The organism is Corynebacterium sp. MSK150 (assembly GCF_030229215.1).
Classification (GTDB): Bacteria; Actinomycetota; Actinomycetes; order Mycobacteriales; family Mycobacteriaceae; genus Corynebacterium.
In genome coordinates this window covers 1-25527 of sequence record NZ_JASPHM010000003.1, presented here as the reverse complement: position 1 = coordinate 25527, position 25527 = coordinate 1, and the positions used below count along the sequence as shown (strand labels likewise).

Genomic DNA, 25527 nt, shown 5'->3' with positions numbered 1-25527 from the left:
CTGTACTCCTGTGCACCGCATAGAAAGGCAACCATGCAATTCGGCATCTTCAGTATTGGGGATTTGACCACTGACCCCATCTCAGGAAAGACCCCCACTGAGGCTGAGCGCATCCGCAACCTAACGGAAATTGCGCTTAAAGCCGAAGAGGTTGGCCTTGATGTCTTTGCTACCGGCGAGCACCACAACCCGCCCTTCGTTCCGTCCTCTCCTACAACACACTTGGCGTATATCGCCGCGCAGACGGAGCGCTTGCAGCTATCTACTGCAACCACGCTGATTACTACCAATGACCCTGTAAAGATCGCAGAGGACTATGCATTTTTGCAGCACCTTGCTGACGGCCGCGTAGACCTCATGCTCGGCCGCGGAAATACCGGCCCGGTCTATCCCTGGTTCGGCAAAGACATCCAGCAGGGTATTCCTTTGGCGATTGAGAACTATCACCTGCTGCGCAGGCTGTGGCGCGAGCCCGTCGTTAACTGGCAAGGAAAGTTCCGTGCGGGATTAGAAGGGTTTACCGCTACTCCGGCACCGCTGGATGGAATTCCGCCCTTTGTCTGGCACGGCTCCATTCGTTCACCGCAAATCGCTGAACAAGCCGCATACTACGGCGATGGCTTCTTCCACAACAATATCTTCTGGAATAAGGAACACACCGCCCAGATGGTAGACCTCTACCGCCGTCGCTTTGAAACCTATGGCCATGGTCAAGCGGACCAAGCAATCGTCGGACTTGGCGGCCAAGTCTTCATTGGCGAAACCGAACAAGAAGCTAAAGACTTCTTCCGCCCCTACTTCGACAACGCCCCAGTCTACGGCCACGGGCCAAGCCTCGAGGACTTCACGGCGCAGACTCCACTGACCATCGGCACCGTAGAACAAGTAATTGAAAAGACCCTCAGCTTCGCTGACTGGGCCGGTGACTACCAACGCCAGCTATTCCTCATCGATCACGCCGGACTGCCCCAAGAGGTAGTTCTCCAGCAGATAGAAATCCTCGGCACGCAGGTTGTTCCCGAGCTGCGACGCCGCTTTGCGCAGCGCCGCCCGAGCCACGTGCCTTCTGACCCGCCGACGCACGCAAGCTTGCTTTCTGCGGCTCATCCTTCACACCTTCAGGTCAGCCCAGGAAAGGAGAACTAGTTATGCGCTCCCTCCTCGTTATCTCAGCTGGTCTTTCGCAGCCGTCATCCTCTCGCAGGCTGGCGGACATGCTCGCAGAAGCCACCCGCGCCAAAATCTCCGCGCGCGGTGAAGGAGTCCACATCGACGTCATTGAGGTCCGCGATCTCGCTTTCGAACTAGCTACCGCCATGACCGATCAGACTGCGCACACACCGCTTTTGGCTAGAGCCAAGCAGCAAGTTGCCGATGCCGATGGACTCATCGCCGTCACCCCGGTATTCCAAGGCAGCTATTCGGGCCTTTTCAAGATGTTCTTTGACACCTTGCAGCCCCATGCACTTGATAACCTACCCACCATCATTGCAGCTACGGCTGGTTCTTCGCGCCATGCCCTCATTTTGGACTACGCGCTCCGCCCGCTATTTAACCTACTCCACGCCAACATCGTGCCAACTGGCGTATTTCAGGCCACAGAAGACTTAGGCACTCCGGAGGGAGAACGCATCGCCTCCCGGATTGAGCGCTCTGCCATCCAGCTGGCTGACCAGATGGTTGCCCCTCGAGACAGGGTGCCTGGAATTGCCGGTGACCTGACCGGGTTGGGAGGCCGCTCCACCGTTCGGTTGGCAAAGGAGAACTTCATCCCCCTTGACAAGCTCCTTAATGGGTATGGCAGCTAAGCCAAAACGCGAGCAGTGCTACGCATAGACGGCGATTGATAGAAGGTGTGACTTTCGCTACCCTGGTCACATAAAATCTGCCTCTACTCTTCGGTTTCGGCTGTGACCGCAATAGCGGCACAGCACATGCGCCCAACAGCTATCCCTTCAGAAAGGTTCGGCACAGCTTAACTATGACAATTAGCGTCACGGACATCTTCTCCATCGGCATTGGCCCTTCTTCCTCGCACACCGTCGGGCCCATGCGCGCGGCTAAGCAATTCCTCGATTCACTAGAGAAACACCCAGCTAAGGTCTATACGGAGTTGCGCGGATCGCTTTCCGCCACCGGCCGTGGCCACGCTTCCGATCGCGCCGTCATCCTTGGGCTCGCCGGCTGGGATCCGCTGAGCGTGCCTATCGACGCCGAGCCTCACGCGGGCGGCTTTATCCCTAGCGAGGGAACTATTTCTGGCCCCCGGGGCACGGTGGACTATGAGATCGTCTTTGATAACGAACCGCTGCCCCAGCACCCGAATGGCATGATTTTTAGCGCCTGGGATGACAGCGGCAACCTCCTCGCAGAAAAGGAAGAGTACTTCTCTGTCGGCGGCGGCTTTATCCTCTCCCGCGCCGAGCTCGATGCGGAAGTCGCCGAAAGCCATGAGGTTCCCGCCGGCGTAGCCGCCGCCCAAGTAGATGACTCCGTTCCCTATGAGTTCACCACGGGCGAAGAATTGCTCAACCTCTGCGAGGCTCATGACAAAGCAATTTGGGAGATCGTCCTTGCCAACGAGGAGGCCTTGCACCGCGATGAAGGCGGAGCGGAATACGTTCTGCGCCACCTTGATTTGGTCTGGGACATCATGCGTGAATGTGTGACTGAGGGTATTTCCACCAAGGGCCTTCTTCCCGGTGGCCTGCGTGTGGCACGACGTGCCCCGAAGATGTATGCCCAGTTGCTAGAAAATCAGGACGATACCAGCTGCGGTTTCTCCGCCATGGAGTGGGTAAACCTCTACGCCCTTGCGGTCAATGAGCAAAACGCTGCCGGTGGCCGCGTCATTACTGCCCCTACCAACGGCGCATGCGGCATCATTCCAGCAGTACTGCATTATGCGCGCGATTTCCGCGCAGACTTTACCCGTTCCACTGCCCGTCGGTACCTATTGACCGCCGGTGCCATCGGCATGATTATCAAGGAAAACGCATCCATCTCTGGTGCTGAGGTTGGCTGCCAAGGCGAGGTGGGCTCCGCCTCCGCTATGGCCGCCGCAGGCATGGCAGAGCTGCTGGGAGCAGCCCCGGCGCAGGTGGAAAACGCCGCGGAAATCGCTTTGGAGCATAATTTGGGCCTCACCTGCGACCCAGTGGGCGGATTGGTGCAGATTCCGTGCATCGAGCGCAATGCCATCGGCGCGGTAAAGTCCATCAACGCCGCGCGCATGGCCAAAATGGGAGAGGGCACTCACCACGTCACCTTGGATAATGCGGTACAAACCATGGCTGAAACCGGCCGCGATATGCTCTCCAAGTACAAGGAAACCTCCCTGGGCGGATTGGCCAAGACCATGGGCTTTAGCGTTTCGCAGGTGGAGTGCTAAAAGGGACTCCATGCGCGCAGATGCCCTTCACCGCCGCACCGCCATTATCGCTGCGGCCTGCCAGCTCTTTCGTACCCACGGCGATGATGTTGCTTTGGAAGAAGTGGCTACGCAGGCTGGCGTAAGCGTGGCTACGGTCTACCGCAACTTCCCCAACCGCGCGAGCCTTATCCGCGCGTGCGCGGAATATATGGGTAATGCCTTTGCCAAGTTTCAACAGCGCCTCATCGCGGACTTTGAGGACTCCACCCATTCTGGGCAAGACTACGTCCGGACCTACGCCACTCATATCCTGACCATGGGACTGAACACCCTTATTCCAGCGTTCGTCCCGCAGGATTTGGACTCTCTGAGCCCCGAGCTGAATGCCCAGCGCGATCTCCTAGAGCGCAACGGCCGACGGTTTATTGAGCTGGGCCAAGAGCAAGGCGAGATTGGCCCCGGCGTCACCCACCTCGAATTCATTGTGGGACTGTTGAGCCTGGCACGACCCCGCGAGGTTGATATCGATGCCTACCAGCCGGATATTCAAGAAAAGATCATTGACCTCTTTCTGGCGGGCATAAAAAGTGGGCACCGCGCCTAAGCGCGATGCCCACCGGCTAAAGGAAATTTAGGCCTCGCCGTTCATTTCCCGAGCAAGTACGGACACTAGGTCCGAAACCTTTACGTCGTGCTGCTCATGGGCGGCAAGATCCTTGAGCGCAACCGTGCCATTTTCTAGCTCCTGCTCGCCCAAGACCAGCGCGAAGCGTGCACCGGCGCGGTCGGCGCCCTTCATCGCGCCCTTCAGGCCACGGTCTCCAAAGGACATATCCGCAGAGATTCCAGCCTTGCGGAGGTCATTGATCAGGGTGGTCATGGTGCGCTTGGCGGCCATACCCAGTGCAACGCCAAAGACGTCCACGCGGGACTCCACACCATCGAGGGTGATGCCCTCAGCCTCCAGCGCCAACAGGGCACGGTCGACACCCAGACCGTAGCCGATACCAGATAGGTCTTGGCCGCCTAACTGAGCCATCAGTCCGTCGTAGCGGCCACCGCCGCCGATGCCGGACTGCGCGCCGAGTCCGTCATGAACGAACTCGAAGCAGGTCTTGGTGTAGTAGTCCAAGCCGCGGACCATACGGGGATTAATCTCGTAGGCTACGCCCATATCGTCCAGCATGCCGGTAACGGTTTCGAAGTGCTCGCGGCATTCGTCATTGAGGTGGTCGAGCATCAAGGGGGCGTCGGCAAGCTGCTCCTGGACCTCCGGGCGCTTGTCATCCAGCACACGCAAAGGGTTAATCTCTGCACGGTGGCGGGTCTCTTCATCCAAGTCGAGCTTAAAGAGGAATTCCTGCAGCTTCTCGCGGTAAGCCGGGCGGCAATTGCGATCGCCCAAGCTAGTGAGCTCGAGGCGGAAGCCGCTAAGCCCCAGCGCGCGGAAGGAACGATCCGCCAAAGCGATGACCTCGGCGTCAAGCGCAGGATCGTCCACGCCAATAGCTTCTACACCGACCTGCTGTAGCTGCCGGTAGCGGCCAGCCTGGGGGCGCTCATAGCGGAAGAACGGACCAAAATAGTTGAGCTTCACGGGCAGCTGGCCACGGTCCAGGTTGTGCTCGATGACCGAGCGCATCACGCCGGCGGTACCCTCCGGGCGCAAAGTAACGGAGCGGTCGCCGCGATCCGCAAAGGTGTACATCTCTTTTGACACCACGTCGGTGGACTCGCCCACGCCACGGGCAAAGAGGGCGGTGTCTTCAAAAATGGGCAGCTCAATGTGCTGGAAGCCGGAGAGATGTGCCTGCTCCACCATGGTCTGGCGCACCTTATAGAATGCGGCCGACTGCGGTGGGAAATAGTCTGGGACACCTTTGGGGGCGGACAGGGCTTGGAACTGCTTCTTATTACTCACGGGTATTACAGTACCTCCCTCAATGTAGCGAAGAAGGGATTGGTCGCCCTCTCCTTACGCATTGTGGTGGTAGGCCCGTGGCCGGGCAGAATGTCAAGGTTATCGGGCAGACTCCACACTGGGCCAGCAAGCGACTTCTGCATGGCATTGGGATCCGAGTGGGGTAAGTCGGTGCGCCCAATGGCCCCGGCGAAGAGCACGTCCCCTGTTAAAGCAAAGTCCTCGGAGACAATCATCACGCATCCCGGCGAATGCCCGGGCGCGTGTTTGAGGGCAAAGGTATGACCGATAAGCTCCAAGGTTTCGCCATCCTGGAGCTCGCGGAGGTCGGAGATGGGGGTCATATGGGCGGCGTCGAAAAGCTCCTGGGCCTGAGGCGAGACTCCTTCGCCGCTGTCGAGCATAAACCTATCAGCAGGGTGGATATAAACAGGGATGTCGAGCTTTTCTGCCAAAGACCCGGCGTCCCGGGTGTGGTCAATATGGCCGTGGGTGAGCACGATTGCCTCATAGTCCAAGTCATGCTCGAGGACTTTTTCCATCGCATCCATGCCGGGATCCACGATGAAGGCGCGGCGGCCTTCCGCAATCACATAAGTATTGGTCTGAAACGGACCGGCAGTAAAACCGAAGATTTCCATACCCACTACCCTAGCTGTCTCCATAAAAAGGAGCCGGCCTCCCCCCCATCTTCTTAATGAGCAGAGGCCGGCAGCACCGAACGGCTTAACGCAAAATGTCCCGCACCTTGTCATAATCAAGCTGGGTGACCACGCCAGGAACCATTTGAGTGTGGATGACCTTGTGGTCTTCATCAGCCACCAGCACGGAGCGGGCAAGCAGGCCTTCCAGGACGGTATCGCGCACGGTCACGCCGAACTTCTCACCAAAGTCAGAGCGAAATGCGGAGGCGGCGATGACATCATCAATGCCAACAGCTGCGCAAAACGCTTGAGAGTAAAAGGCAAATCAAGAGAAACGGAAAGAAGCTTAGTGGTGTCTAGATACGCCACCTGCTCATGGAAGCGGCGCAGCTGTTCTTGGCAGGCAGGGGTTTCAATAGAGGGCAAGATGGAAATAATAAGGCGCGTGCCCGCAAAAGTCTCATTGGTAATCTGACGCAGGTCGGTACCGATGAGTTCAAATTCGGGCAGCGGATCTCCCACTGCGGGAAGTTCACCAACGGTGGGCGTTGGCGGATCGGTAAAATCTGGTTCAACCACAGATACAAGCTGTACTCATGATTTGGCCTAAAAGCTATTAACTTGCTCTATTTTCCATGCCAACGCTTTCTCAGCTGTAGGGAACCGCTAAACTCGGTCAGGTTGAATCATGCCACCGAAAATCGCTAGAAAGGTTGACTCCCGGTGCCAAATAATCAAAAGCGCGGCGAAGAGGCGCTGAGCAAGCTCGAGCGCGAGCTAAAATCCCGCGAACGCAAGCAAAAGGCACGTCCGCTAGGCGTTGTTGCCGCCTCCCTCGTAGTAATCCTCGCCCTCGTCGGCGGCATCTACTTCTTGTCTACCCGCGAAGGCGACGATGAAAACGTACAGGCTGAGGAATCTTCCGCAGCTGAGACCTCGCAAGAAACGCCACAGGCGCAACCCATCGCTGACAAGCGCGCCAAGGCCCTACCGGATACCGTGACCTGCAAGTATGAGGACAACGGTCAAGAGTCCAACGGCGCGAAGAAGCCCAACGGCAAGGATATTTCCACCAAGGGCACCGTCACCGTTTCCTTTGAAACCAATCAGGGCACCATTGAGATGGAAATGGACCGCGCCAAGGCGCCGTGTACCACCAATGCTATTTCTGAGCTGGCAAAGTCGGGCTACTACGACGACACCGTTTGCCACCGCATGACCTCAGGTGGGCTCAACGTGCTGCAGTGCGGCGACCCAACCGGTTCCGGTTCCGGCGGTCCCGGCTTTAGCTTCGCTGATGAGTACCCCACCGACGAGGTGGATGAGAAGGACGCACAGAACCCCGTTGTCTACCCGCGCGGTTCCGTCGCCATGGCCAACAGCGGCCCAGACACCAATGGTTCCCAGTTCTTCCTCAACTACGACGACTCCGAGCTGGCCCCGAGCTACACCTACTTCGCCACCATCACCGACAAGGGCATGAAGACGATGGATAAGATTGCCAAGAACGGCGTCGAAGGCGGCCAGCCAGATGGCAAGCCGGCCAAGGAAGTCAACATTAAGAAGGCAACCGTCAAGGCTTAGGCGACAGAAAAAGCCCTGCTTGACGACGCCCCCTCTTAACCCCCACCCCACACCCCCTAACGGGGGCGGGTACAAAGCCCCGGCCATTCACCACACATTCCGTGGACGAATGCGCCGGGGCTTATCCTTTCCTTAAATTAAGCTGAACCTGATTATGAGGGTTAAGCTGCAGAAACACGAGAACACCGAAATTCCCCCAAATCACAAGAGTCACAATAGTAAACTCGCAGCACACAGCAGACTTTCAGCTAGTTCATCCGATGAACAAAAACCTGCCAATACTGTTGCGGAAGGCTGTCAGCCTGTCTAGTATTTGAAACGTCTTTGAACACACCAAGCTTGTTAGGAATCAAAAATGAAGCTTTTCTCCCGCAAGGCACTCGTTGCTGGCGCAACCGCTCTGTCCGTAGCTTTCGCAGGCACCACCGTTGCTAACGCTGAGGACACCACCTCCGACCTGTCCTCCAAGATCACCAACTCCGTCGAGGGCCTGTCTTCTTCCTCTGACAACGACTACGCAGCTGAAAAGTCCGACGACTCCAAGACTGACGACTCCAAGAAGGAAGATAACCGCACCTCCAAGGAGAAGGCTGACGACATCAAGGCTTGGATCGGCGTCTTCACCGCTGTTATCGGCGCTCTGGGCACCCTGTTCGCATTCGCAAACAAGTACTTCGACCTGCCTTTCGGCACCAAGTAAGGTCACCGCTTCATAGCGATTCTTAAGCCGCTGCTTTCCTTAGTGGAAGGCGGCGGCTTTTTCGTGTGCTCTTGGGCAAAGGGAGCTCAGGGATGCTCTCTACGTTTCTTGCCAAGCTTTGGCGTGTGTCCTAAGCGTCTTTAGCGTCTTCGATGTATTCAGACCCCACGAGGTCCTTGAAAAGCTCCGGGTCGATGGCTTGACCGACCTTGATGACGGAGATATGGCCTGTAGGCTCAAGGATCATTATCTGTACGTCTTCCATGCGGCTAATGCCGGCCCTACGCGCCGCCGAGTAGATATCCGATTCAGTGATATGGGCCAGCGTCAGGTTATCTTCAACCATCTCGCCGCTAAAGACTAAGAGGATGGGACGACGGTCTAAAAAGCGCGTCCACTTCACTACCTTGCGAATGGTACCGAAGGCAGCTTCGAGCGCCATCAGCGTGGTCAGGCCGATGACGCCGGCGGCAAGGGTCGGTGGATTGCCCACGATGACACGGCCCGCGACCGCGCCAAACATAATAATGATGATGGCATCTGAGGCCGTCATGGACGTAAGTACGCGAGAGCCAAATACCTTCACCAAAACCATGAAGGATAGATAGATACCCAAAGTAGCCAGCACGACAACGGGAATACGGTGCCATTCAATACCCAGCTGATAAGTAATTTCGCGCAGGAAGAGTTCTAGAGTATCCACGACTGCTTAGGTTACCTGGCAGCCGCGAGACATACAGAAAAGGCGGAGCGTCACTCCCCCGTTCAGGAAGAGCCGCTCCGCCTAGTGCTATGCTGTCCTAGATGTGGAACTGCTTGCGCAGGTCCTCAATCATCTTGCGAGCTGGGGCAGGAAGAATCTGCGGGTTCATGCCCACAACCGCAACTCCAGCTACCAGCGCTGCAACGATGGCGAATACTGCGCCACCCACGGAAGAGCCGTTGGAGGACAAGGAAGAGCCCTTTGGCGCAGGCTTAGCTCCCGGCTCTTCGGAGCCCTCGCCGCTTACCTCGAGAGGCAGAGTTGCCTTAGTGCCGGCGTCGGTGGTGATTTCCAGGTTCTGGGTACCGCTCAGGTTCTCCGGAACGGTGAGCTTTACCGTTGCGCGACCGCGCTCACCAAATTGCGCATCGCCTTCCTGTGCGGCGTTGTCGATGTCTACGGTCTGCTCAGCGTCGCCCAACTTCACGGTTGCCTTCTTCGCCATCGGCTCACCGTCGGTGGAGTAATTGAGGCTGGACAGGTTCACCGTGATTTCCTCACCCGGCTTCACGTCTCCCTCAATGTGTGCACCGATCTGGCCCTGGCCCGTGCGGACCTCCGATTCACCCGACTTGATGTAGTCGATCATGGCCTGAGTGTCCATGTAGCCCACATCGTTCTTGTCCTTGATGGAACCAGCGTTGAAGTAGCCGTCACCGCCTGCTTCTTCATCACTGGAAGCAAGGAAGGAAGACAGCGCAATGGAGTAATCCTTCTTCGGATCAATTGGCTCGCCATTGATAGTCACGGACTTTACGCGCTCGCCCTTGCCAGCCTCCTGGTCGTAGACCACCTGGACGTTATTGGAAATCCCCATGGCAAGGCGTGGACGGCTTCCCTCCTGCCACTGGTTTTCCAATGCCTTGATGAAATCTTCACCAGAAATCTTGGCGGTAATCACGGAGTTGCCAAAAGGCTGTACTTCAAAGATGTCCTTGTAGGTAACATCTCCGCCCTTTAGGTCGGCACGTACACCACCAGCGTTCATCACACCGATCTCGATGTCCTCGCCTACCTGCTTGCTCATGGCGTAACGCTGGCCGTCAGCAATGAAGTTATTGAGGGTAGATTCGACACCACGGTTAGAACCCGAATCAGCATTCTCATCAGATCCGCGGAACAGCGCCCGTTCCACAGTACCGGCGGTCTTGGCACCCGCGATGTCAGCCTCTTGCTGGGCCTTTTTTACAATAGCTGCGATTTCAGCATCTGGTTCAACCTTTGCTGCAGCGGTCGCGTCGTACTGCTTCAAACTGATGTCGGTAATCTTTTTAGCAGTCTTATCAAAGGTAATATCAACGTCGTTGAGCAGTTTGCCGTACTCGTGTCCCTGTGCCCACTGCAGTGGCAAGGCGCCCTCGCGCTCAATTTCGCCCTTAGTGGCAACGTGGGTGTCGCCGCCAAAAGCTACGTCGACGTCTTTGTTAAAGTCCTCTGCAAAGCCTTGGGCATCTTCGTGCATGAGCGCAACAACAACATCGGCCTCACCAGATTCTTTCAAACGAGTAGCTTCCTTATTGGTAGCCTCGGCTGGATTAGTAAAAGTGATCCCTGGGATCTTGGCAGCAGACACCTTATACTTGGTATTTTCCGTTACCGTGCCAACATAGCCGACTTTTACGCCATCAATTTCTTCGACGTGGGAAGCCTCCAGAAGAGGCTTCCCATCCTTGAACACGTTGGCACCCAAGATTGGGTAATCAGAGCTATCAGCGATACGCCCTGTAAGGTCTTCGGTACCCTTATCAAACTCATGGTTACCTACAGCAGTCACCTTCATACCCATCTCGTTGAGGGCTTCAAGGGTGTACTTGTCATCAGAAATTGCAGAGACAAAGGCAGAGCCGCCCACGTTATCGCCCGAGGAGGTCAGGTTGAATTCCTGTCCTTCATTTACCTGCTTGATAAGGGACTGCAAGCGAGCCACGCCGATTTCATCGCCGGCCTTTGCTGGGTCACCAATCTTGTCTTCTAAGTGACCGTGAATATCGGTGATATTGGTGACGGAGATGGTGGTCTTGTTTTCCTGTGCTACCGCCTGCGCGCCGGAGAGAGCAACGGCGGAAACGGTAGTGGCGGCCACAAGCTGGCCGATGCGACGGAACTGCATTGAAGTACTCCTAGATAGTAGAAAGCGACAGGATAATTTATATCGCTTTGCTAACTACTTGGCAGGAGAAATTAAGCTTGCTTGCTGGAGTTTTACCTTGCAGCAGTCAAGAATTCACATACAAGTAACCTCCCCGATGCCTTTGCGTTGCTTGCCCCGCCCCTCCTTGAGGGTGGGGCACAGCGCCTTAGGCGGTTACGCGGTAAACGTCAAAGACGCCTTCGGTATTGCGCAGTGTGGTCATCAGGGTTCCCAATTGCTTGGTGTCCGAAACGGAGAATGTGAACCGTACCGTCGCGATATGGTCATCGCCGCGGTTAGAGTTCATGGTCAAAACGTTGATGTTTTGATCGCTCATTACCCGAGTGAGCTCCGAAAGGAGGCCCTGACGGTCGAGGGCTTCCAATTGCAGCGTCGCGGAGAAAGCGCCCGTTGCAGAGGTACCAGAAGACCAGGCCACCTCCAACATGCGCTCTGGTTCTGCCTTGAGCTTTTCCGCGTTTGTGCAATCGGCTCGGTGCACGGAGACTCCCCCGCCGCGGGTAACGAAGCCGAAAATGGCATCGCCCGGCACGGGCTGGCAGCATTTGGCGAGCTTTGCCATCACATCGGGGCTGCCTTCCACCAAGATGCCGGTGCCCGATGCCGAGTCTTCGGTGTGTTGGGCGCGGGAGTGCTCAATTTCAGACAGTGGCGTGCGGGAGGCCAGGGTGTCGATGGCATCATCTTGGTCGCCGAACATGGCAACCAATTGGTTGGCCACGTGTTGAGCAGATACGTGGCCCGCGCCGATGGCGGTGTACAGCGAATCGACATCGGTATAGTGCAGCTGCTCCGCCACCTGCTTCATGGAGCTGGCAGTAAACAGGCGGTGCATTGGCAAGCCACCACGCTGGACTTCAGAAGCCAGGGCATCGCGACCGGCTTCCAAGTGTTCTTCGCGGCGTTCCTTGGCAAACCACTGCCGCACCTTGGTCTTGGCGCGAGCAGACACGAGGAAGTCTTGCCAATCGCGGGACGGACCTGCGTTGGGATCCTTCGAGGTAAAGATCTCCACCTTGTCGCCGGACTTTAGCTTCGATTCGAGCGCGACGAGCTTGCCATTGACCTTGGCACCAATACACCTATGTCCCACCTCAGTATGTACTGCGTAGGCAAAGTCCACCGGTGTAGAACCGGCAGGCAGGTTCACCACATCGCCCTTCGGGGTAAAGGCGAAGATTTGCTTGGCGGTCAGGTCGTAGCGAAGCGAGTCGAGGAACTCATTGGGATCGGCGGCTTCCTTCTGCCAGTCCAGAAGTTGGCGCATCCACGCCATCTGGTCCACTTCTTCCTGGTGACCCGAGTTCTTGCCCTTGGTTTCTTTGTAGCGCCAGTGAGCAGCCACACCGAATTCGGCGTTGTAGTGCATCTCGTGGGTACGTACCTGGACTTCCAAGGTAGCGCCGCCATTTGCCAGCACCGTGGTATGCAGGGACTGATACACGCCGAATCGCGGCGAGGAAATATAGTCCTTGAAGCGCCCCGGCAATGCCTGGTAGATCGAGTGCACCACACCGATAGCGGCATAACAGCTATTGACGTCCTCGACCAAAATGCGGATTCCTACAAGGTCGAAGATCTCCGCGAAGTCACGGCCGCGCACGATCATCTTTTGATAAATGGACCAGTAATGCTTTGGGCGGCCCATAACCTCGGCTTCAATGCCGTTTTCCTTCAGCGCCCCGCTGACCTGGCTAATGATCTCCTTCAGCGCGCGGTCGCGCGAGGGGGCGCGATCTGCCACCATCCGTACGATTTCGTCGTACTTCTTCGGATACAAGATGGCAAAGGACAGATCTTCCAGCTCCCACTTCACGCTGGCCATGCCGAGGCGGTGAGCTAGCGGCGCGATGACCTCTAGGGTCTGCCGCGCCTTCTTAGCCTGTTTTTCGGGCGGGAGGAACCGCATCGTACGCATATTGTGCAGGCGGTCGCTGACCTTAATGACCAGGACTCGGGGGTCGGTGGCCATGGCGACAATCATCTTACGAATGGTCTCAGCCTCTGCGGCCGACCCCAGTGCCACCTTGTCCAGCTTGGTCACGCCATCGACCAAGCGAGCCACCTCCGGACCGAAATCTCGGGTGAGGTCCTCTAGTGAGTAGTCCGTATCCTCCACGGTGTCGTGCAGCAGTGCTGCAACGATGGTGGTGGTGTCCATACCGATCTCCGCTGCGATCGTCGCCACGGCGAGCGGGTGGGTGATATACGGTTCTCCGGATTTGCGAAAGACCCCCTCATGGAGCCGCTCCGCGGTGTCATAGGCGCGATTGAGCAGATCAGCATCGGCCTTGGGGTGAAACTTGCGGTGGATGGACATCAACGGGTCCAGCACCGGATTCACCTTCACTCGGCCGCCGGTGAGCGAACGAGCTAGGCGAGCCGACATACTGCGCATTCCGCCGCCGGACTGGCGCTTTACGGGTTTGTCCATGGCCAAATCTACCGCCCTTCACAGTGTCATGGGCCTTGTGGCCTCATGTCCAACTAGATCGTGCGATCTAGCTTAGACATCCCATCTTAGTCTGTGGCATTCAACACAATGAGCGGTGGGCCGGATAAACGCTCACGACCGTTGAGGCCCTTGACCTCCAGCACCACCACATTGCCAGCGACTTCGGCACCTGCGGACTCAAGCAAAAGCTTGGCACCGTGGAGGGTGCCACCGGTCGCCAGGACGTCGTCGACAAGCACTACGCGTTTGCCCTTGATGTCAACGCCGCTGGCTGGAATCTCCAGCGCCGCGGAGCCATACTCCAGCTCATATTCCTCGGTATATACCGGTGGGGGAAGCTTGCCTTTCTTGCGGATGGCCAAGATACCCAGGCCCATCTTGTAGGCGACGGCCGAGCCGAGGAGGAATCCACGGGCGTCTAGGCCGCCAATCATATCTGCGCCCAATTCCTCGCAGGCGGCCGCCAAGCCGTCCACTACGGTGCGAAATGCCTCTGGGTCCGCCAAGACTGGGGTGAGGTCCTCAAAGAGGATGCCCTCCTCTGGGAAGTCTTGAACGAGGCGAACCTTGTCCTTGAGTGCCTGTGCTGCTGATTCGTAGTGCGAGCTCATAATCTTCCTTGAGAAATTTTTGCGAGAGGTCGTTAACGGCCGCTGTGTGCAGCCTAGTTCTTTTCAGCTGGGGCGGTGCTGTGCCAGCGGTCCATATTCCAACCGATGCCCGAGACGCCAGTGTACGGCAGGAGACCTTCCACGTCGCGGCGGACGAGGAAGACCCGCGGCTGCGCTGAGAGAGGAATGGATGGCACATCCTTCCACAGAGCCTCTTCTGTCTTCTTCAGCTCCGCAGAGTTCTTCATACTGGACTCCACCGTGGAATACTCCGTCTGAGGATCGACTGGACCGAGGAAGGCATCGACGGTAGGCGCCCAGGTTTCCGGATCCATTTCCAAGTAGTGCTGGGACATGAACTCCGCGGACGCGTCCTCGATGGTGATGCCGGCAGGCTCACAGGATGCACGAAGTTGTTCCACCATGGCGGCATAGCGTTTGTCTGGCCCTAAATAGCCGACCTTGATGGTCGTACCGTTGAGATCACCGGCCTTGGCTAAATCGGTGCCTTGGTGTTGCTTGCCCACCTTGTCTAGACCGCCGGCAACCGGGTTGGTCGCGGAAACGGTACGCAGGTAAGCCGGTGGTACCTCCACACCAGAGGCCGCTGAGCTTGCTTGCGCAACCGCCTGCTGATCGACGCAAGCGGCAAAGCTCTCGCGTGCCCACGGCTCCGCGAATACTCCGGCTTCAGATAGCGTGAGCGTATCGGTTAGCTCGCCAACCATTGGAGTGGCCTCGTAGGGGGACTCCCCTGCCTCATCCTTCGTGCTGTCCAGCCAGTCAGGGTTTTCACTTGCGGCATCCACTACGCGCAACGCACCTTTATCTGCAAGCTTCTGTGCGTCAGCATCCGAGGGCCAGACCACAACATGATCCTCGACCGGGGCGTCTCCGAAGTACTTTTCGTTTGCTTTGAGAATGATCTCCCCTTCGTCGCCTACCTTGTCAATGACATAGGGTCCAAAGGAGACCTGCAGCTCGGGATCTAGTTGATCCTTGGCCACGGAAAAGCCATAGCGCCATTCCTTAGCAACCGGCGCAAGCGCCTGCATGTCTTCGACCGTGAGTGCCGCGTTGAGTTCGGCAATGCTCAACCCGGACTTTTTAGCCAGCGCATGGGCCGGCATGACCGTGCCGGCGCCAAACATGTGGCGCCAGCGCTGCCCCTGATCCTTCTTAAAAGTCAGGGTGAACGTTTTGCTTTGGGGCTCACAGCTAAAATCCGCGATGTCATTCATCAACGGCATATGGGAGGCAAATTCAGCTGGATGAGTACCGGCCACATACGTCAAAAAGTAGTCATCACAGGTAACGGGAGTGCCATCGGAGAATACGGCGTCCTCCTCTAAAGTGAGCTGGACGCTGCGCTGGTCGCTGCCGGCGACGGGCGGAAGTTCCTCGGTCTCAACTAGATCCGCATTGGGGATCAGCTCGCCGGAGGGCCCGGGCACAAAAAGGCCCGGATAAAGCCGCGTAGACAGCAGTCCGGCGGAGGTAGCATCACCAAAGGAGGTGCCAGCGTTAGTGGTGGCCAAGCGGGAATTTACCTGGTAGCCAAAGTATCCATAGGATTCTGGCTCCTGGGGAGCACTAGACGAGTCCTCCTCGCCGCCCTGCCCGCTACAGGCAGAAGCAGCCAGAGCTAGAGCCGAAACGCACGAGGCAACGACCTTTCTTCCCCAGTGACGATCACTAGAACTGCTCTTGGATTCAAACACCGTAATTCGCCCTCACTTCAGCTACAACTCCGCCAAAATTTTACTATCGGAGGCTACCGGCCCGGGCGCCAGGTAGCGCCAGGGTGCCCAGTGGACTCGGACGGATCATCGTCGATCTCAGCCGGGGTGGTCTTTGCGCTCACTGGTGAGACCACGGTGCGGCCGGAGGATGCTGCGCCAGATTCAGCCTCGGCGTTCTCGTCCTCGCCAGCGCGGTAGTCCGCGACCCGCTTGTTGTGACGCTTGATCTTCTTGGACATATTGGCGAGGGTCACGACCAGCGGCGTAGCGAAGAAGATGGAGGAGAAAATGCCCTCGACCACGCCGATGAGCTGAATGAGCGCCAAATCGCGAAGGGTACCGATACCCATGAGCCACACGGCCACCACGAAGAGCGCGATGATAGGCAGCGCAGAAATAACCGAGGTAGAAATCGAGCGCATGACCGTCTGGTTAATAGCCAAGTTTGTCAGCTCAGCATAGGTCTTCTTGCGCTGGCCTTCGAGGCCTTCCGTATTCTCGTTGATCTTGTCAAAGACGATGACCGAGTCATACATGGAGAAGGTCAGGACGGTAAGCAGACCAATGATGACGGCCGGGGAAACTTCGAAGCCAAACAGGGCGTAGATACCGGCGATGATCACGCCGTCTGCAATCAGCGCGATAATTGCGGCAAAAGCCATGTTCTTCTGCAAGCGAATGGCCACGTAGACGGTCGCAGCTACCAGGAAGACCAGCATGGCAATGAGCATGCGCTGGGTAATAGAAGAACCCCAAGATTCGGAAACCGTGGACGAGCCAATGGCATCCGGTGTGGCCTTGCCGTTTTCATCCTTCGGCTGGAAGTTGTCATAGATAGCCGTGCGGGCCGCATTCACGTCCTCTTGGCTCAAGCGCTCAGAAACGATTTCCAAGGTCTCGGAATCGCCAGCGCCCACGATGTGAACCTGCTCGGGTTCGACACCGGTGGAGTCTTCGAAGACCTGGCTTACCTCATCTTCCTTGAGGTCGCCTGCCGGCATCGACAACGTGGTGCCGCCTTCGAAGTCAATCGAGAGCGAGAAACCACGAATGAGGATTGCGGCCACTGCGGCCACGATCAACGCGGCGGTGATGCCGTACCACAGCTTGGTGCGACCGATAAAGTCATAACCGCGCTCGTCCTCGTAGAGGCGGTCCATCCGGGAAATCTTGTGCTTAGTCGAAACAGCCATGCTTATTTCTCCTCATCTTCCGCAGCATCTACGGGACGCGCGGTGTCTGCGGCAGAATCTCCTGCCGTTTCCTTGGTGGCTGGCTCCTTCGCGTTCACGGACTCAGGAGCGTTTGCTTGACGACGTCCCGATCCGAAGTAGCCACGCTCACGGCGCTCTTCCACTAGGGCGTAGATACCACCGAGGCCGTTCATCGAAGGTTTAGCAGCAGCCGGACGGCGGCCGACCATCTGCATCAGTGGTGCCATGACCAGGAAGGATACGACCAGGTCGAAGACGGTGGTCAGGCCCATGGTAAAGGCGAAGCCCTTCACCTCACCGATGGCGAGGAAGTAGACCACAACAGAGCCAATCAGGGTCACCGCGTTACCGGTCACAATGGTGGCACGAGCGCGCTCCCACGCCTTTTGCGTAGCGGAGCGGAAGGTGCGCCCCTCGAGGAGCTCGTCCTTGATGCGCTCGTAGTAGACCACGAAGGAGTCAGCAGTTGCGCCCACACCGATGACCAGACCGGCGACGCCGGAAAGGTCGAGCGAGTAACCGATCCAGCGGCCCAGCAGAACCAGGGAACCATAGGTCAGGAGACCAGAGGCAATGAGGAAGATGAGGGATACGCCGGCAAGCGCGCGGAAGTAGTACAGCGAGTACGCCATCACGAGTGCCAGGCCAACCAGGCCTGCAATGAGGCCGGCTTGCAGTGCGGCCTTACCCAGTGTTGGTGGAATGGACTCTACGGTGCCACCCGGCTCGCCATTTTCACCGGCGAAGGACAACGGCAGTGCGCCATACTTCAGGTTATTAGCCAGGTTTTGTGCCTCTTCCTGGCTAAAGTCACCAGTAATGGAGGTAGCAGAGCCAACTGGAGTTGCTCCCTGAATAACCGGTGCGGAAATAACCCCAGAGTCAAGGGTGATGGCCACTTGGTCCTTGAGGTGTTCCTGCGTCAGGTCTGCCCAGGTCTGCGAACCGTTCGGGCCATCACCGGTCTTGAAGGAGAAGTTGATCTCCATCTGGCCGGACTGACCGTTAAGGCCGCCTTCGATAGGAGAATTGGTATCGATCTCGTTACCGGTGAGGCGGGTACCGTTTTCGTCCTTGATGCCATTGAGAAGCGGTGCGGGCTCCAAAACGTACGGGTTGCCGTTGGAGTAGTCACAGGTCACAAATGGCTTTGCAGGATCATCGGCGCCGGCCAGTGGGTCGCTGCTGCCCTGGCAGGTCATCAGCGCGGAGGCTGCCGCCTGGGTGGTCGGGTCCTCGGACTGACGGTCCTTCAGGAGCATCTCCGTAACTTCATCGCGGCGCTTAGTCTGCTCAATGGAGTTGCTTGGCTCCTCAAGCGGCTTGGCGCTGACCTTAGGAGCCTCCTGTTTCTTTGGCTCCTTGCCAGTCATCTGTGCTTCTTGCTGAGCGATGCCCTTGGTCATCTGTTCCATCTGCTTATTGGCCTCGTCAGCGCTCAGTACGTCGTACTTCACCCAGCGATTGGCCATATCTTCCAGCTCTTTATTGAGCTTTTCCATATCCGGCATGGATGGCTTTGCCACCGGACGGAAGAACAGCTGCGAGGTCTGGCCCACGGCCTGAGCCTGGGAGGCGTCCTCACCTGGCACGGTAATGACCAGGGTATTGCCGTTGATGACAACCTCAGAACCAGAAACGCCCATGCCGTTAACACGCTGTTCCAAAATATTGCGTGCTTGCTTGAGTTGGTCTTGGGTAGGTTCCTCGCCTTGCGGCGCCAGTGTTACGCGGGTACCGCCCTGCAAGTCGATGCCAAGCTTTGGGGTGCTTTGACGGCTACCAGTTAAAAAGATAAGCGCATAGATAACAACCACAATGAGAACGAAGAGCGCGATCGCGCGCTTCGGCCATTGGCGTTTGCTATTTTTCATAGCGCCACGGGTTTTTGCGGACAACGATAATCTCCTGTGCTGCTTATAACAGGGTGTTTAAACATTAAATACGGCCCCGCCACATGGCGCAGGCACGTCAACAACGCACAATCGTACGTCATCAGGCGAAGTTTTCCTTAACGAGGTCCGGAAAAGACTCAAAGTGTGATGGGGTCTACGCTCCGCGAAGGCCCCGCCTACCTAGCAAACGTTAAGGCAACTCTTAGGAAATAGCCGGCTATTCCTTCTCCTGGCCGTCAAACGGAGGATATTTCTCATCTGGCAGGTTATCTGCCGCATCGTTCTTCTCTTCCCCAGCAGCGGGACGCGCCAGGTCATTGGCTTCTTGTTCGGTGCGAATCACGGCCATCTTGTCAAAAGTAACCACCACACCAGGGGCGATTTCTAGGTCCACATCCTTGTCGCCAGTGCTGCGCACCACGCCGTGCACGCCGCCTGCCGTAACGATGGCGTCGCCCGGCTGCAGGGAATTCTGGAGAGCCTGCATCTCATTTTGGCGCTGGCGCTGCTTTCGCATGGCCATAAACGAGGGAACGACGAAGAGGATGCCAATAATGATGAGAATGATGATTTCCATAGCACCCTAGTGTGCCAGACGGCGGTGTGCACAGAAACCCCAAGGGGGCATCGCCAAGCAGGCTAGCCTCTGAATTAAAACAGCCCAGCCGCGCCCTCCGGCGGGGTAAGCCCCAGGTGCCGCCATGCTGCGGCGGTAGCTACACGGCCGCGCCCAGTGCGCGCAACCATCCCGGCACGAACCAGGTAAGGCTCACACACCTCCTCTACCGTCGAGGGCTCCTCGCCCACTGCGATGGCCAGTGTGCTCACGCCTACCGGTCCACCGCCGTGCCCCTTAATCAAGGCATTGAGCACCGCCCGGTCGAGGCGGTCAAGACCCATGTCATCCACGTCAAAGACTTCGAGCGCTCCCTGGGCCGCACTGAGATCAATCAGTCCGGTGCCATTGACCTCGGCATAGTCGCGCACGCGGCGCAGCAAGCGGTTAGCAATACGCGGGGTTCCGCGCGACCGAGAGCCAATTTCTACCGCCGCATCGTGGTCAATTTCCACGTCCAAGATGTGGGCGGCGCGCTTGATCACCTGGGTGAGATCAGCCGTGTCGTAGTACTCCATCTGCGCGGTGAAACCGAAGCGGTCGCGCAATGGGCCGGTGAGCATGCCGGCGCGCGTAGTCGCACCTACCAGGGTAAATGGCGGGATCTCTAGCGGAATAGAAGTAGCGCCAGGTCCCTTGCCCACGATGACGTCAATGCGGAAGTCCTCCATTGCCATGTACAGCATTTCTTCTGCTGGCCGGGCAATGCGGTGAATCTCATCGATGAACAAGACATCGCCTTCCATAAGGTTGGAAAGCATTGCGGCCAAATCACCGGCGCGCTCCAAAGCAGGCCCGGAAGTCATACGCAGCGAGGTGCCCAGCTCCTGGGAAATAATCATCGCCATTGTGGTCTTGCCTAGGCCCGGCGGCCCTGAAAGCAAAACGTGGTCGGGCGTCACCCCACGGTTCTTTGCCCCCTTAAGCACAAGGGAGAGCTGCTCGCGCACCTTGGGTTGGCCGATAAACTCCTCGAGCGACTTTGGACGCAAGGAGCGTTCAATATCATGCTCCTCGGAGTGTGCGGTCGCATCCACATCGCTATTGCGCTGGGGGGTGTGCGCCGCGCCGACGCCCTCAGGGAGATTGAACTCGGTGCGCTCTATATCGGACATGATTTTTCAGCCTTCCTGCCGGTTATTTCTTCTTGCCCAGCTGCGCCAGCGCCGCACGCAAGAGAGAGGACGTATCGGCATCGGGATTGTCCGCGTAGGCGGATTCCACCACGGGACGCGCTCCCTTATCGGTAAACCCAAGGCCAATGAGTGCCTCAGTCACGCTTTCTACCACGGCACCACCGGCCGGCGCGACGGCGGTATCAACGGAGCCTGCGGCTGCGGGCTCGCTCGGCGCAAAGGCCGCTACCTTATCTTTCAGCTCTAGCGCCAAGCGTTGGGCCATACGCTTGCCAACGCCCGGGATAGACTGCAGCGCCTTCACATCTTCCGCACCAATTGCCGCCGCGAGCTCCCCTGCCCCCATGACCGACAGCGCCGCCAGAGCAAGTTTAGGCCCTAGGCCGGACACGGATTGCAGCACATGGAACATCTCGCGATCCTCATCAGCGCTAAAGCCATAGAGAGTCAGAGAATCTTCCTTGACCACCAAGTTAGTAAGAACCGTGGCCTGTTCCCCGCGGCGCAAGGTGCCCAGCGTTTTTGGGGTGGCTAAAAACTTGTACCCCACGCCTGCACAGTCGATAACCCCATGGTCGAGTCCAATATGGATTACCTCTCCACGCAGTGCAGCAATCATTGGCTTCTTTTCCTTCCACTCTCAGTAAAATTCCCTAGCGCTTTTTGCCCTGGCCGCGCACGCCGCTGGTCTTAGCACCAAGCCCGAGACCGGTATGGTCCATCCGCACAATGGCAGGGGCACGCCAGCAGTGGCACACCGCCAACGCAAGAGCGTCGGCGGCGTCGGCAGGCTTGGGCGGTTCAGTCAACCCCAGAATACGGGTAATCATGGTGGTCATCTGCTTCTTATCAGCGCGCCCGTTTCCAGAGATGGCCTTTTTGACCTCGGACGGGGTGTACATGTACACCGGAATATCGCGTTCAGCCGCGGCTAGCACCAGTACCCCTACGACGTGGGCCGTTTGCATGACTGTGGACACCTGGCCGCGTTCGAAGACGCGCTCGATCGCAACCACATCTGGCGAATAGTCATCCATCCACTCTTTCGCCGCCACCGAAAGGCGCAGGAGGCGCTCCGTCAAGTCCTTATCGCTAGGGGTTCGCACCACGCCGACAGAAACGGGAAGGATTGCTCGGCCACGACCAGCCTGAACCACGGAAAGTCCGCAGCGCGTCAAGCCTGGGTCAATTCCCATCACACGCATTCCCTCTAGGTTCATCTCTCCCCCATTGTCATGTCGGCACCACTGTGCACCGCTTACTGCCCCATTATGGACTACACACAGGTGTTCTACAAGCGTAGCATCCAGCTGTACCATAACGAAGCGCCGGCAACGTCTCCGGCGGGCAATACCCACGGAGCGCTACCGGCGCTAAGAGCCGCCTTTACGGCGAGGTGGTTAGTCCTCGTTCAGCTCGGCTATAACCTCATCGGAGAGATCCATATTGGTGTAGACGTTTTGCACATCGTCGGAGTCTTCCAAGGCATCGATGAGGCGGAAAATCTTCTTGGCGTCATTGGCCTCCAGCGGCACCTCGACAGACGCACGGAAGTCATTGTCGGAGTCATCGACCTGAATGTCGGCGTCCTTGAGCGCGTCTTTGACTGCCTGCACGTCCGTCGGCGCGCAAACAATCTCAAACTTCTCGCCCTGGTCCTTGACCTCTTCCGCGCCTGCTTCCAGCACGGCCATCAAGACGTCATCCTCCGTCAGCTCGCCCTTTTCCACCAAGACGTAGCCGGTACGGGTGAACATGTAGGCCACAGAGCCGGACTCCCCCAGGTTGCCGCCGTTCTTGGACATCGCGGTACGCACGTCGGTCGCCGCACGGTTGCGGTTATCCGTAAGACACTCAATAAGCATAGCTACGCCGTTCGGGCCGTAGCCTTCGTACATGATAGTTTCCCAGTCGGCGCCGCCGGCTTCTTCACCGGAACCGCGCTTGCGAGCACGCTCAATATTGTCATTGGGGACAGAGGCCTTCTTGGCCTTCTTGATCATGTCATCAAGGGTTGGGTTAGCCGCTGGGTCACCACCGCCGGTACGAGCCGCCACTTCGATGTTCTTGATCAGCTTGGCAAATTCCTTGCCACGCTTGGCATCATTGGCAGCCTTCTTATGCTTGGTAGTTGCCCATTTCGAGTGGCCTGACATGTAGTCCCTTTCTAATCGGGTGCTGAAACTGGTGGCAATTATACGTGTGCTGCACGAATGCGTGAAAGCGACCCCCTTATAAGCGGGACATTTTTATACGTTGTGCCAATTGCCATGGGCAGAGCCGCTGCCCAAATTTTCATCTAAGTAACGTGTAAGCCCCTCTTGATTCACCAAGGCCACCAGTTCACCCTGCTCTGTAAAAATCTTGCCACGCGCAACCGCCGTTGCATTCGACGCCGTGGGTGATATCTGCTCATACAGCAACCACTCATCCACGCGGAATGGGCGCAGAAACCATATCGCATGGTCAAGGCTGGCCAATTGCACTTTTACTCCCTGATGCGGAATAAGGGCCGAGCGAATCAGCGTCATATCAGACATATAGGTCAGCGCGGCACAGTGAAAGGCTGAATCCGCTGGGAGATGACCTGTGTTGCGGAACCAGATATGCCGATAGCCTGCGCCAGTGCGCTCTGCAGCCACAGGATCGCGCCCCTCTTCCGGCACGAGGCGAATATCCCACTCCTCCCACTCTTTGAGGATGATCCGGGTCGAGTACGGGGCACCGCCACCCATCCGAGCTACTTCCTCGGGTCCTGGCACCTTCGGCGCGGCGTCCTGATGCTGCGGACCATAGTCGCCGTCGCGGTGAAAACTAGCCATGAGAGTAAACAGGAGCACGTCACCCTGGTAGACACGCACCTGCCGGTTGGCAAAGGAGCTCCCCTCCCGAATGCGTTCGACACGGATCTCAATTGGCTGGCTCGCATTGCCAGGGCCTACAAAGTAGCCATGCAGGGAGTGGATGTCTTTGCCGGACACAGTGCGCTGGGCTGCGGCCACTGCTTGAGCAGCAATCTGCCCGCCGAAGGTACGTTCAATTCGCGACTCCACAGCAGGGCCTTTAAAGACATCGGCCATTGTCGTTTCCTCGACGGCCAAGACCTCGCGAATAGATGCCATCTGCACGCTCCTTATGCCCTATATCACTTTCCTAGCAATTGCCGTCCACACTACTCACTGGACGAGCCGTCAGTTTGTTTTTCCAATCCGTCCCCCACATCTGGGCGCAAAAGTGGAGGAATTTTCTAGAAGAAACTATGTCCGCTACCGAAGTAGGCGCGCATTGAATAAAGTCTTTCGAGTGAAACGCATCGCTTCTGTTCCAGCAGTATGGATTGGGTGGGTCATCGCCCGCCTTGTCCTTATTTACTTACTCAAGATTAACCACAATCCCAGGGGCGATGTCGCATATTATTTTGCTGGACGCTTTGGCGATGACCCGACAATGATGACCGAATACCCTCACGCGGGCACGTGGCCCACGGTGCTTTTAGGGTGGCTCACCGGCGAGAATATCACCGCATTCTATATCGGCTTCACCATCATGACCCTGCTTGTTGACGCCGCCTTTTTAGCTCTCCTTCTGCGCCACCACCCGACTCAACCGCGTAGTTTCCAGGCCGCCTGGTTCTGGGTGCTCTTCGGCACCGCAGCTGGCCACACCTTTGTGTGGCGTCTCGATATATTCCCCGCCCTAGCCGTAGCCGGGGCGGCTGCACTACTTGCTACCCGCCCACTCATCGCCTCGGCGATACTGGGCTTTGCCACCACAATGAAGCTATGGCCGGGAGTCCTCGCTGCAGGCCTGGTGGGCCGCTTCAACAAATCCGCGACCTGGCAGCGCCTACTCGCGTTTTTCTGCACCATCGTCGCGGTCTGCACCGTCACGATTGCTGCCTCTGGCACCGAGCGCCTGCTTTCACCGCTGAGTTATCAGGGCGTGCGCGGTCTCCAGTTGGAGTCCATCCCGGCGACGTTCCTGTTGCTGCAGGCACATCGCGCTCCGGGGCGGTGGCATCTGGGCTATGCGCCGTCCAAGAGCTTTGAAATTTCCGGGCCTGGAGTAGATACCGCAATGACCTGGAGCACAATTGCCACCATTGCCATGCTCGTCTTCGCAGTGGGATGGGCGCTGTACCGGCTGTGCGCCGGCGGATGGACCACCCGCACGACCATGGCGTTTTTTACCGTTACGGTCCTGCTTCTTATCGCGACGAATAAGGTTTTCTCCCCGCAATACATCGTCTGGCTGGGCCCCTTGCTAGCCGTGGTGATCCGCCAGCGCCTGCCGCAAGGATTCGCTCCCTTGCGGATATTCCAAGCCTTGTTAGCGTCCTGCACCATTATCGCCGCCGTGCTGAGCACCTTGGTCTACCCATTCAACTATGACTACATCTGGAACCACGTGGGTGAGAACATGTTCGCCGTCTACCTATTGGTAGCCCGCAATATCCTCATCGTTGTCATGGCCATCATCGGACTTGTCTGGTTCGCAGTCGAGGTGGCCCTGGCTTCAAAGATCGAGCGGGCGCAGATGCAGCAGCGACAGGCACCTTCCTCCCCGGCGGATGGTGCGGCTGCTAGCAATGAAGCACAGCCTGTATTCCGCCGCCGACGCGGCCGGCACGCACTTGCGTCCTGAGGGTTAAGGGTCAGAAAGTGTGTCTGGAAACGGGGATTTTTAGGCTCTGACCTTTGAGTTAACGTCAAATATACGCT

Annotated in this window: 22 protein-coding genes and 1 pseudogene; 7 read left to right on the top strand and 16 right to left on the bottom strand. The window is 57.6% G+C overall.

The annotated features are described in order from the left end of the window. Positions 1-33 precede the first annotated feature (33 nt). The 4 genes from QP941_RS02490 to QP941_RS02475 all read left to right on the top strand — a co-directional run bounded on the left by QP941_RS02490 (position 34) and on the right by QP941_RS02475 (position 3977). Positions 34-1146: an LLM class flavin-dependent oxidoreductase gene (locus QP941_RS02490; protein WP_284867884.1), complete on the top strand. Its 1113-nt coding sequence runs from the start codon at positions 34-36 to the stop codon at positions 1144-1146. A gap of 2 nt (positions 1147-1148) precedes the next feature. Beyond that, positions 1149-1808: an FMN reductase gene (locus QP941_RS02485; protein WP_284867883.1), complete on the top strand. Its 660-nt coding sequence runs from the start codon at positions 1149-1151 to the stop codon at positions 1806-1808. 173 nt (positions 1809-1981) lie between these two features. Beyond that, positions 1982-3391: an L-serine ammonia-lyase gene (locus QP941_RS02480; protein WP_284769350.1), complete on the top strand. Its 1410-nt coding sequence runs from the start codon at positions 1982-1984 to the stop codon at positions 3389-3391. Positions 3392-3401: 10 nt separating this feature from the next. Then, the gene (locus QP941_RS02475) at positions 3402-3977 is read left to right on the top strand and encodes a TetR/AcrR family transcriptional regulator (protein ID WP_284769351.1); all 576 of its coding nucleotides are present in this window, start codon (positions 3402-3404) and stop codon (positions 3975-3977) included. A 27-nt stretch (positions 3978-4004) separates the two neighbouring features. Here QP941_RS02475 and hisS read toward each other — a convergent pair whose 3' ends face one another. The 3 genes and pseudogenes from hisS to tpx all read right to left on the bottom strand — a co-directional run bounded on the left by hisS (position 4005) and on the right by tpx (position 6517). Continuing rightward, complete coding sequence (gene hisS, locus QP941_RS02470; protein ID WP_284867882.1) at positions 4005-5294, bottom strand: histidine--tRNA ligase; 1290 nt, start codon at positions 5292-5294, stop codon at positions 4005-4007. A 5-nt stretch (positions 5295-5299) separates the two neighbouring features. Continuing rightward, the gene (locus QP941_RS02465; protein WP_284867999.1) at positions 5300-5935 is read right to left on the bottom strand and encodes an MBL fold metallo-hydrolase; all 636 of its coding nucleotides are present in this window, start codon (positions 5933-5935) and stop codon (positions 5300-5302) included. A gap of 85 nt (positions 5936-6020) precedes the next feature. Continuing rightward, positions 6021-6517: pseudogene (gene tpx, locus QP941_RS02460) on the bottom strand (thiol peroxidase). Between the two features lie 144 nt (positions 6518-6661). On the opposite strand from tpx, the gene QP941_RS02455 reads away from it, so the two are divergent. Next, the gene (locus QP941_RS02455) at positions 6662-7522 is read left to right on the top strand and encodes a peptidylprolyl isomerase (RefSeq protein ID WP_284867881.1); all 861 of its coding nucleotides are present in this window, start codon (positions 6662-6664) and stop codon (positions 7520-7522) included. 355 nt (positions 7523-7877) lie between these two features. Beyond that, a complete protein-coding gene (locus QP941_RS02450) occupies positions 7878-8222 on the top strand; it encodes a hypothetical protein (RefSeq protein WP_284867880.1) in 345 nt (114 codons plus the stop codon). 130 nt (positions 8223-8352) lie between these two features. On the opposite strand, the gene QP941_RS02445 is transcribed toward QP941_RS02450, so the two are convergent. The 13 genes from QP941_RS02445 to QP941_RS02385 form a co-directional block, all read right to left on the bottom strand. Beyond that, the gene (locus QP941_RS02445) at positions 8353-8925 is read right to left on the bottom strand and encodes a DUF421 domain-containing protein (RefSeq protein WP_239277624.1); all 573 of its coding nucleotides are present in this window, start codon (positions 8923-8925) and stop codon (positions 8353-8355) included. Positions 8926-9022: 97 nt separating this feature from the next. Then, entirely contained in the window at positions 9023-11095 is a 2073-nt protein-coding gene (locus QP941_RS02440; protein WP_284867879.1) for a bifunctional metallophosphatase/5'-nucleotidase, read from the bottom strand. A 187-nt stretch (positions 11096-11282) separates the two neighbouring features. Further along, positions 11283-13571 carry a RelA/SpoT family protein gene (locus tag QP941_RS02435; protein ID WP_284867878.1) on the bottom strand — a complete coding sequence of 763 codons (2289 nt, stop codon included), beginning with the start codon at positions 13569-13571 and terminating at the stop codon, positions 11283-11285. An 86-nt stretch (positions 13572-13657) separates the two neighbouring features. After that, positions 13658-14203: an adenine phosphoribosyltransferase gene (locus tag QP941_RS02430; protein WP_005324978.1), complete on the bottom strand. Its 546-nt coding sequence runs from the start codon at positions 14201-14203 to the stop codon at positions 13658-13660. A 53-nt stretch (positions 14204-14256) separates the two neighbouring features. Continuing rightward, positions 14257-15924 (bottom strand): ABC transporter substrate-binding protein, encoded by a 1668-nt coding sequence (locus tag QP941_RS02425; protein ID WP_284867877.1) that lies wholly within the window; start codon positions 15922-15924, stop codon positions 14257-14259. A gap of 53 nt (positions 15925-15977) precedes the next feature. Continuing rightward, a complete protein-coding gene (secF, locus tag QP941_RS02420) occupies positions 15978-17138 on the bottom strand; it encodes a protein translocase subunit SecF (protein WP_284867876.1) in 1161 nt (386 codons plus the stop codon). A 2-nt stretch (positions 17139-17140) separates the two neighbouring features. Further along, positions 17141-19033, bottom strand: coding sequence for a protein translocase subunit SecD (gene secD, locus QP941_RS02415; RefSeq protein WP_284867875.1), 1893 nt, complete (start codon positions 19031-19033; stop codon positions 17141-17143). A 238-nt stretch (positions 19034-19271) separates the two neighbouring features. Continuing rightward, positions 19272-19631, bottom strand: a complete 360-nt coding sequence (gene yajC / locus QP941_RS02410; RefSeq protein ID WP_284867874.1) for a preprotein translocase subunit YajC — start codon at positions 19629-19631, stop codon at positions 19272-19274. Between the two features lie 74 nt (positions 19632-19705). Next, on the bottom strand, positions 19706-20785 hold the full coding sequence (gene ruvB, locus QP941_RS02405; RefSeq protein ID WP_284867872.1) for a Holliday junction branch migration DNA helicase RuvB: 1080 nt from the start codon (positions 20783-20785) through the stop codon (positions 19706-19708). 22 nt (positions 20786-20807) lie between these two features. Continuing rightward, positions 20808-21425, bottom strand: a complete 618-nt coding sequence (gene ruvA, locus QP941_RS02400) for a Holliday junction branch migration protein RuvA (protein ID WP_179386580.1) — start codon at positions 21423-21425, stop codon at positions 20808-20810. Between the two features lie 34 nt (positions 21426-21459). Further along, a complete protein-coding gene (gene ruvC, locus QP941_RS02395) occupies positions 21460-22026 on the bottom strand; it encodes a crossover junction endodeoxyribonuclease RuvC (RefSeq protein WP_040425252.1) in 567 nt (188 codons plus the stop codon). A gap of 180 nt (positions 22027-22206) precedes the next feature. Beyond that, positions 22207-22962: a YebC/PmpR family DNA-binding transcriptional regulator gene (locus tag QP941_RS02390; protein ID WP_284867870.1), complete on the bottom strand. Its 756-nt coding sequence runs from the start codon at positions 22960-22962 to the stop codon at positions 22207-22209. Positions 22963-23055: 93 nt separating this feature from the next. After that, the gene (locus QP941_RS02385; protein WP_284867868.1) at positions 23056-23928 is read right to left on the bottom strand and encodes an acyl-CoA thioesterase; all 873 of its coding nucleotides are present in this window, start codon (positions 23926-23928) and stop codon (positions 23056-23058) included. A 181-nt stretch (positions 23929-24109) separates the two neighbouring features. On the opposite strand from QP941_RS02385, the gene QP941_RS02380 reads away from it, so the two are divergent. Then, positions 24110-25450, top strand: a complete 1341-nt coding sequence (locus QP941_RS02380) for a glycosyltransferase family protein (RefSeq protein WP_284867867.1) — start codon at positions 24110-24112, stop codon at positions 25448-25450. Positions 25451-25527: the final 77 nt, after the last annotated feature.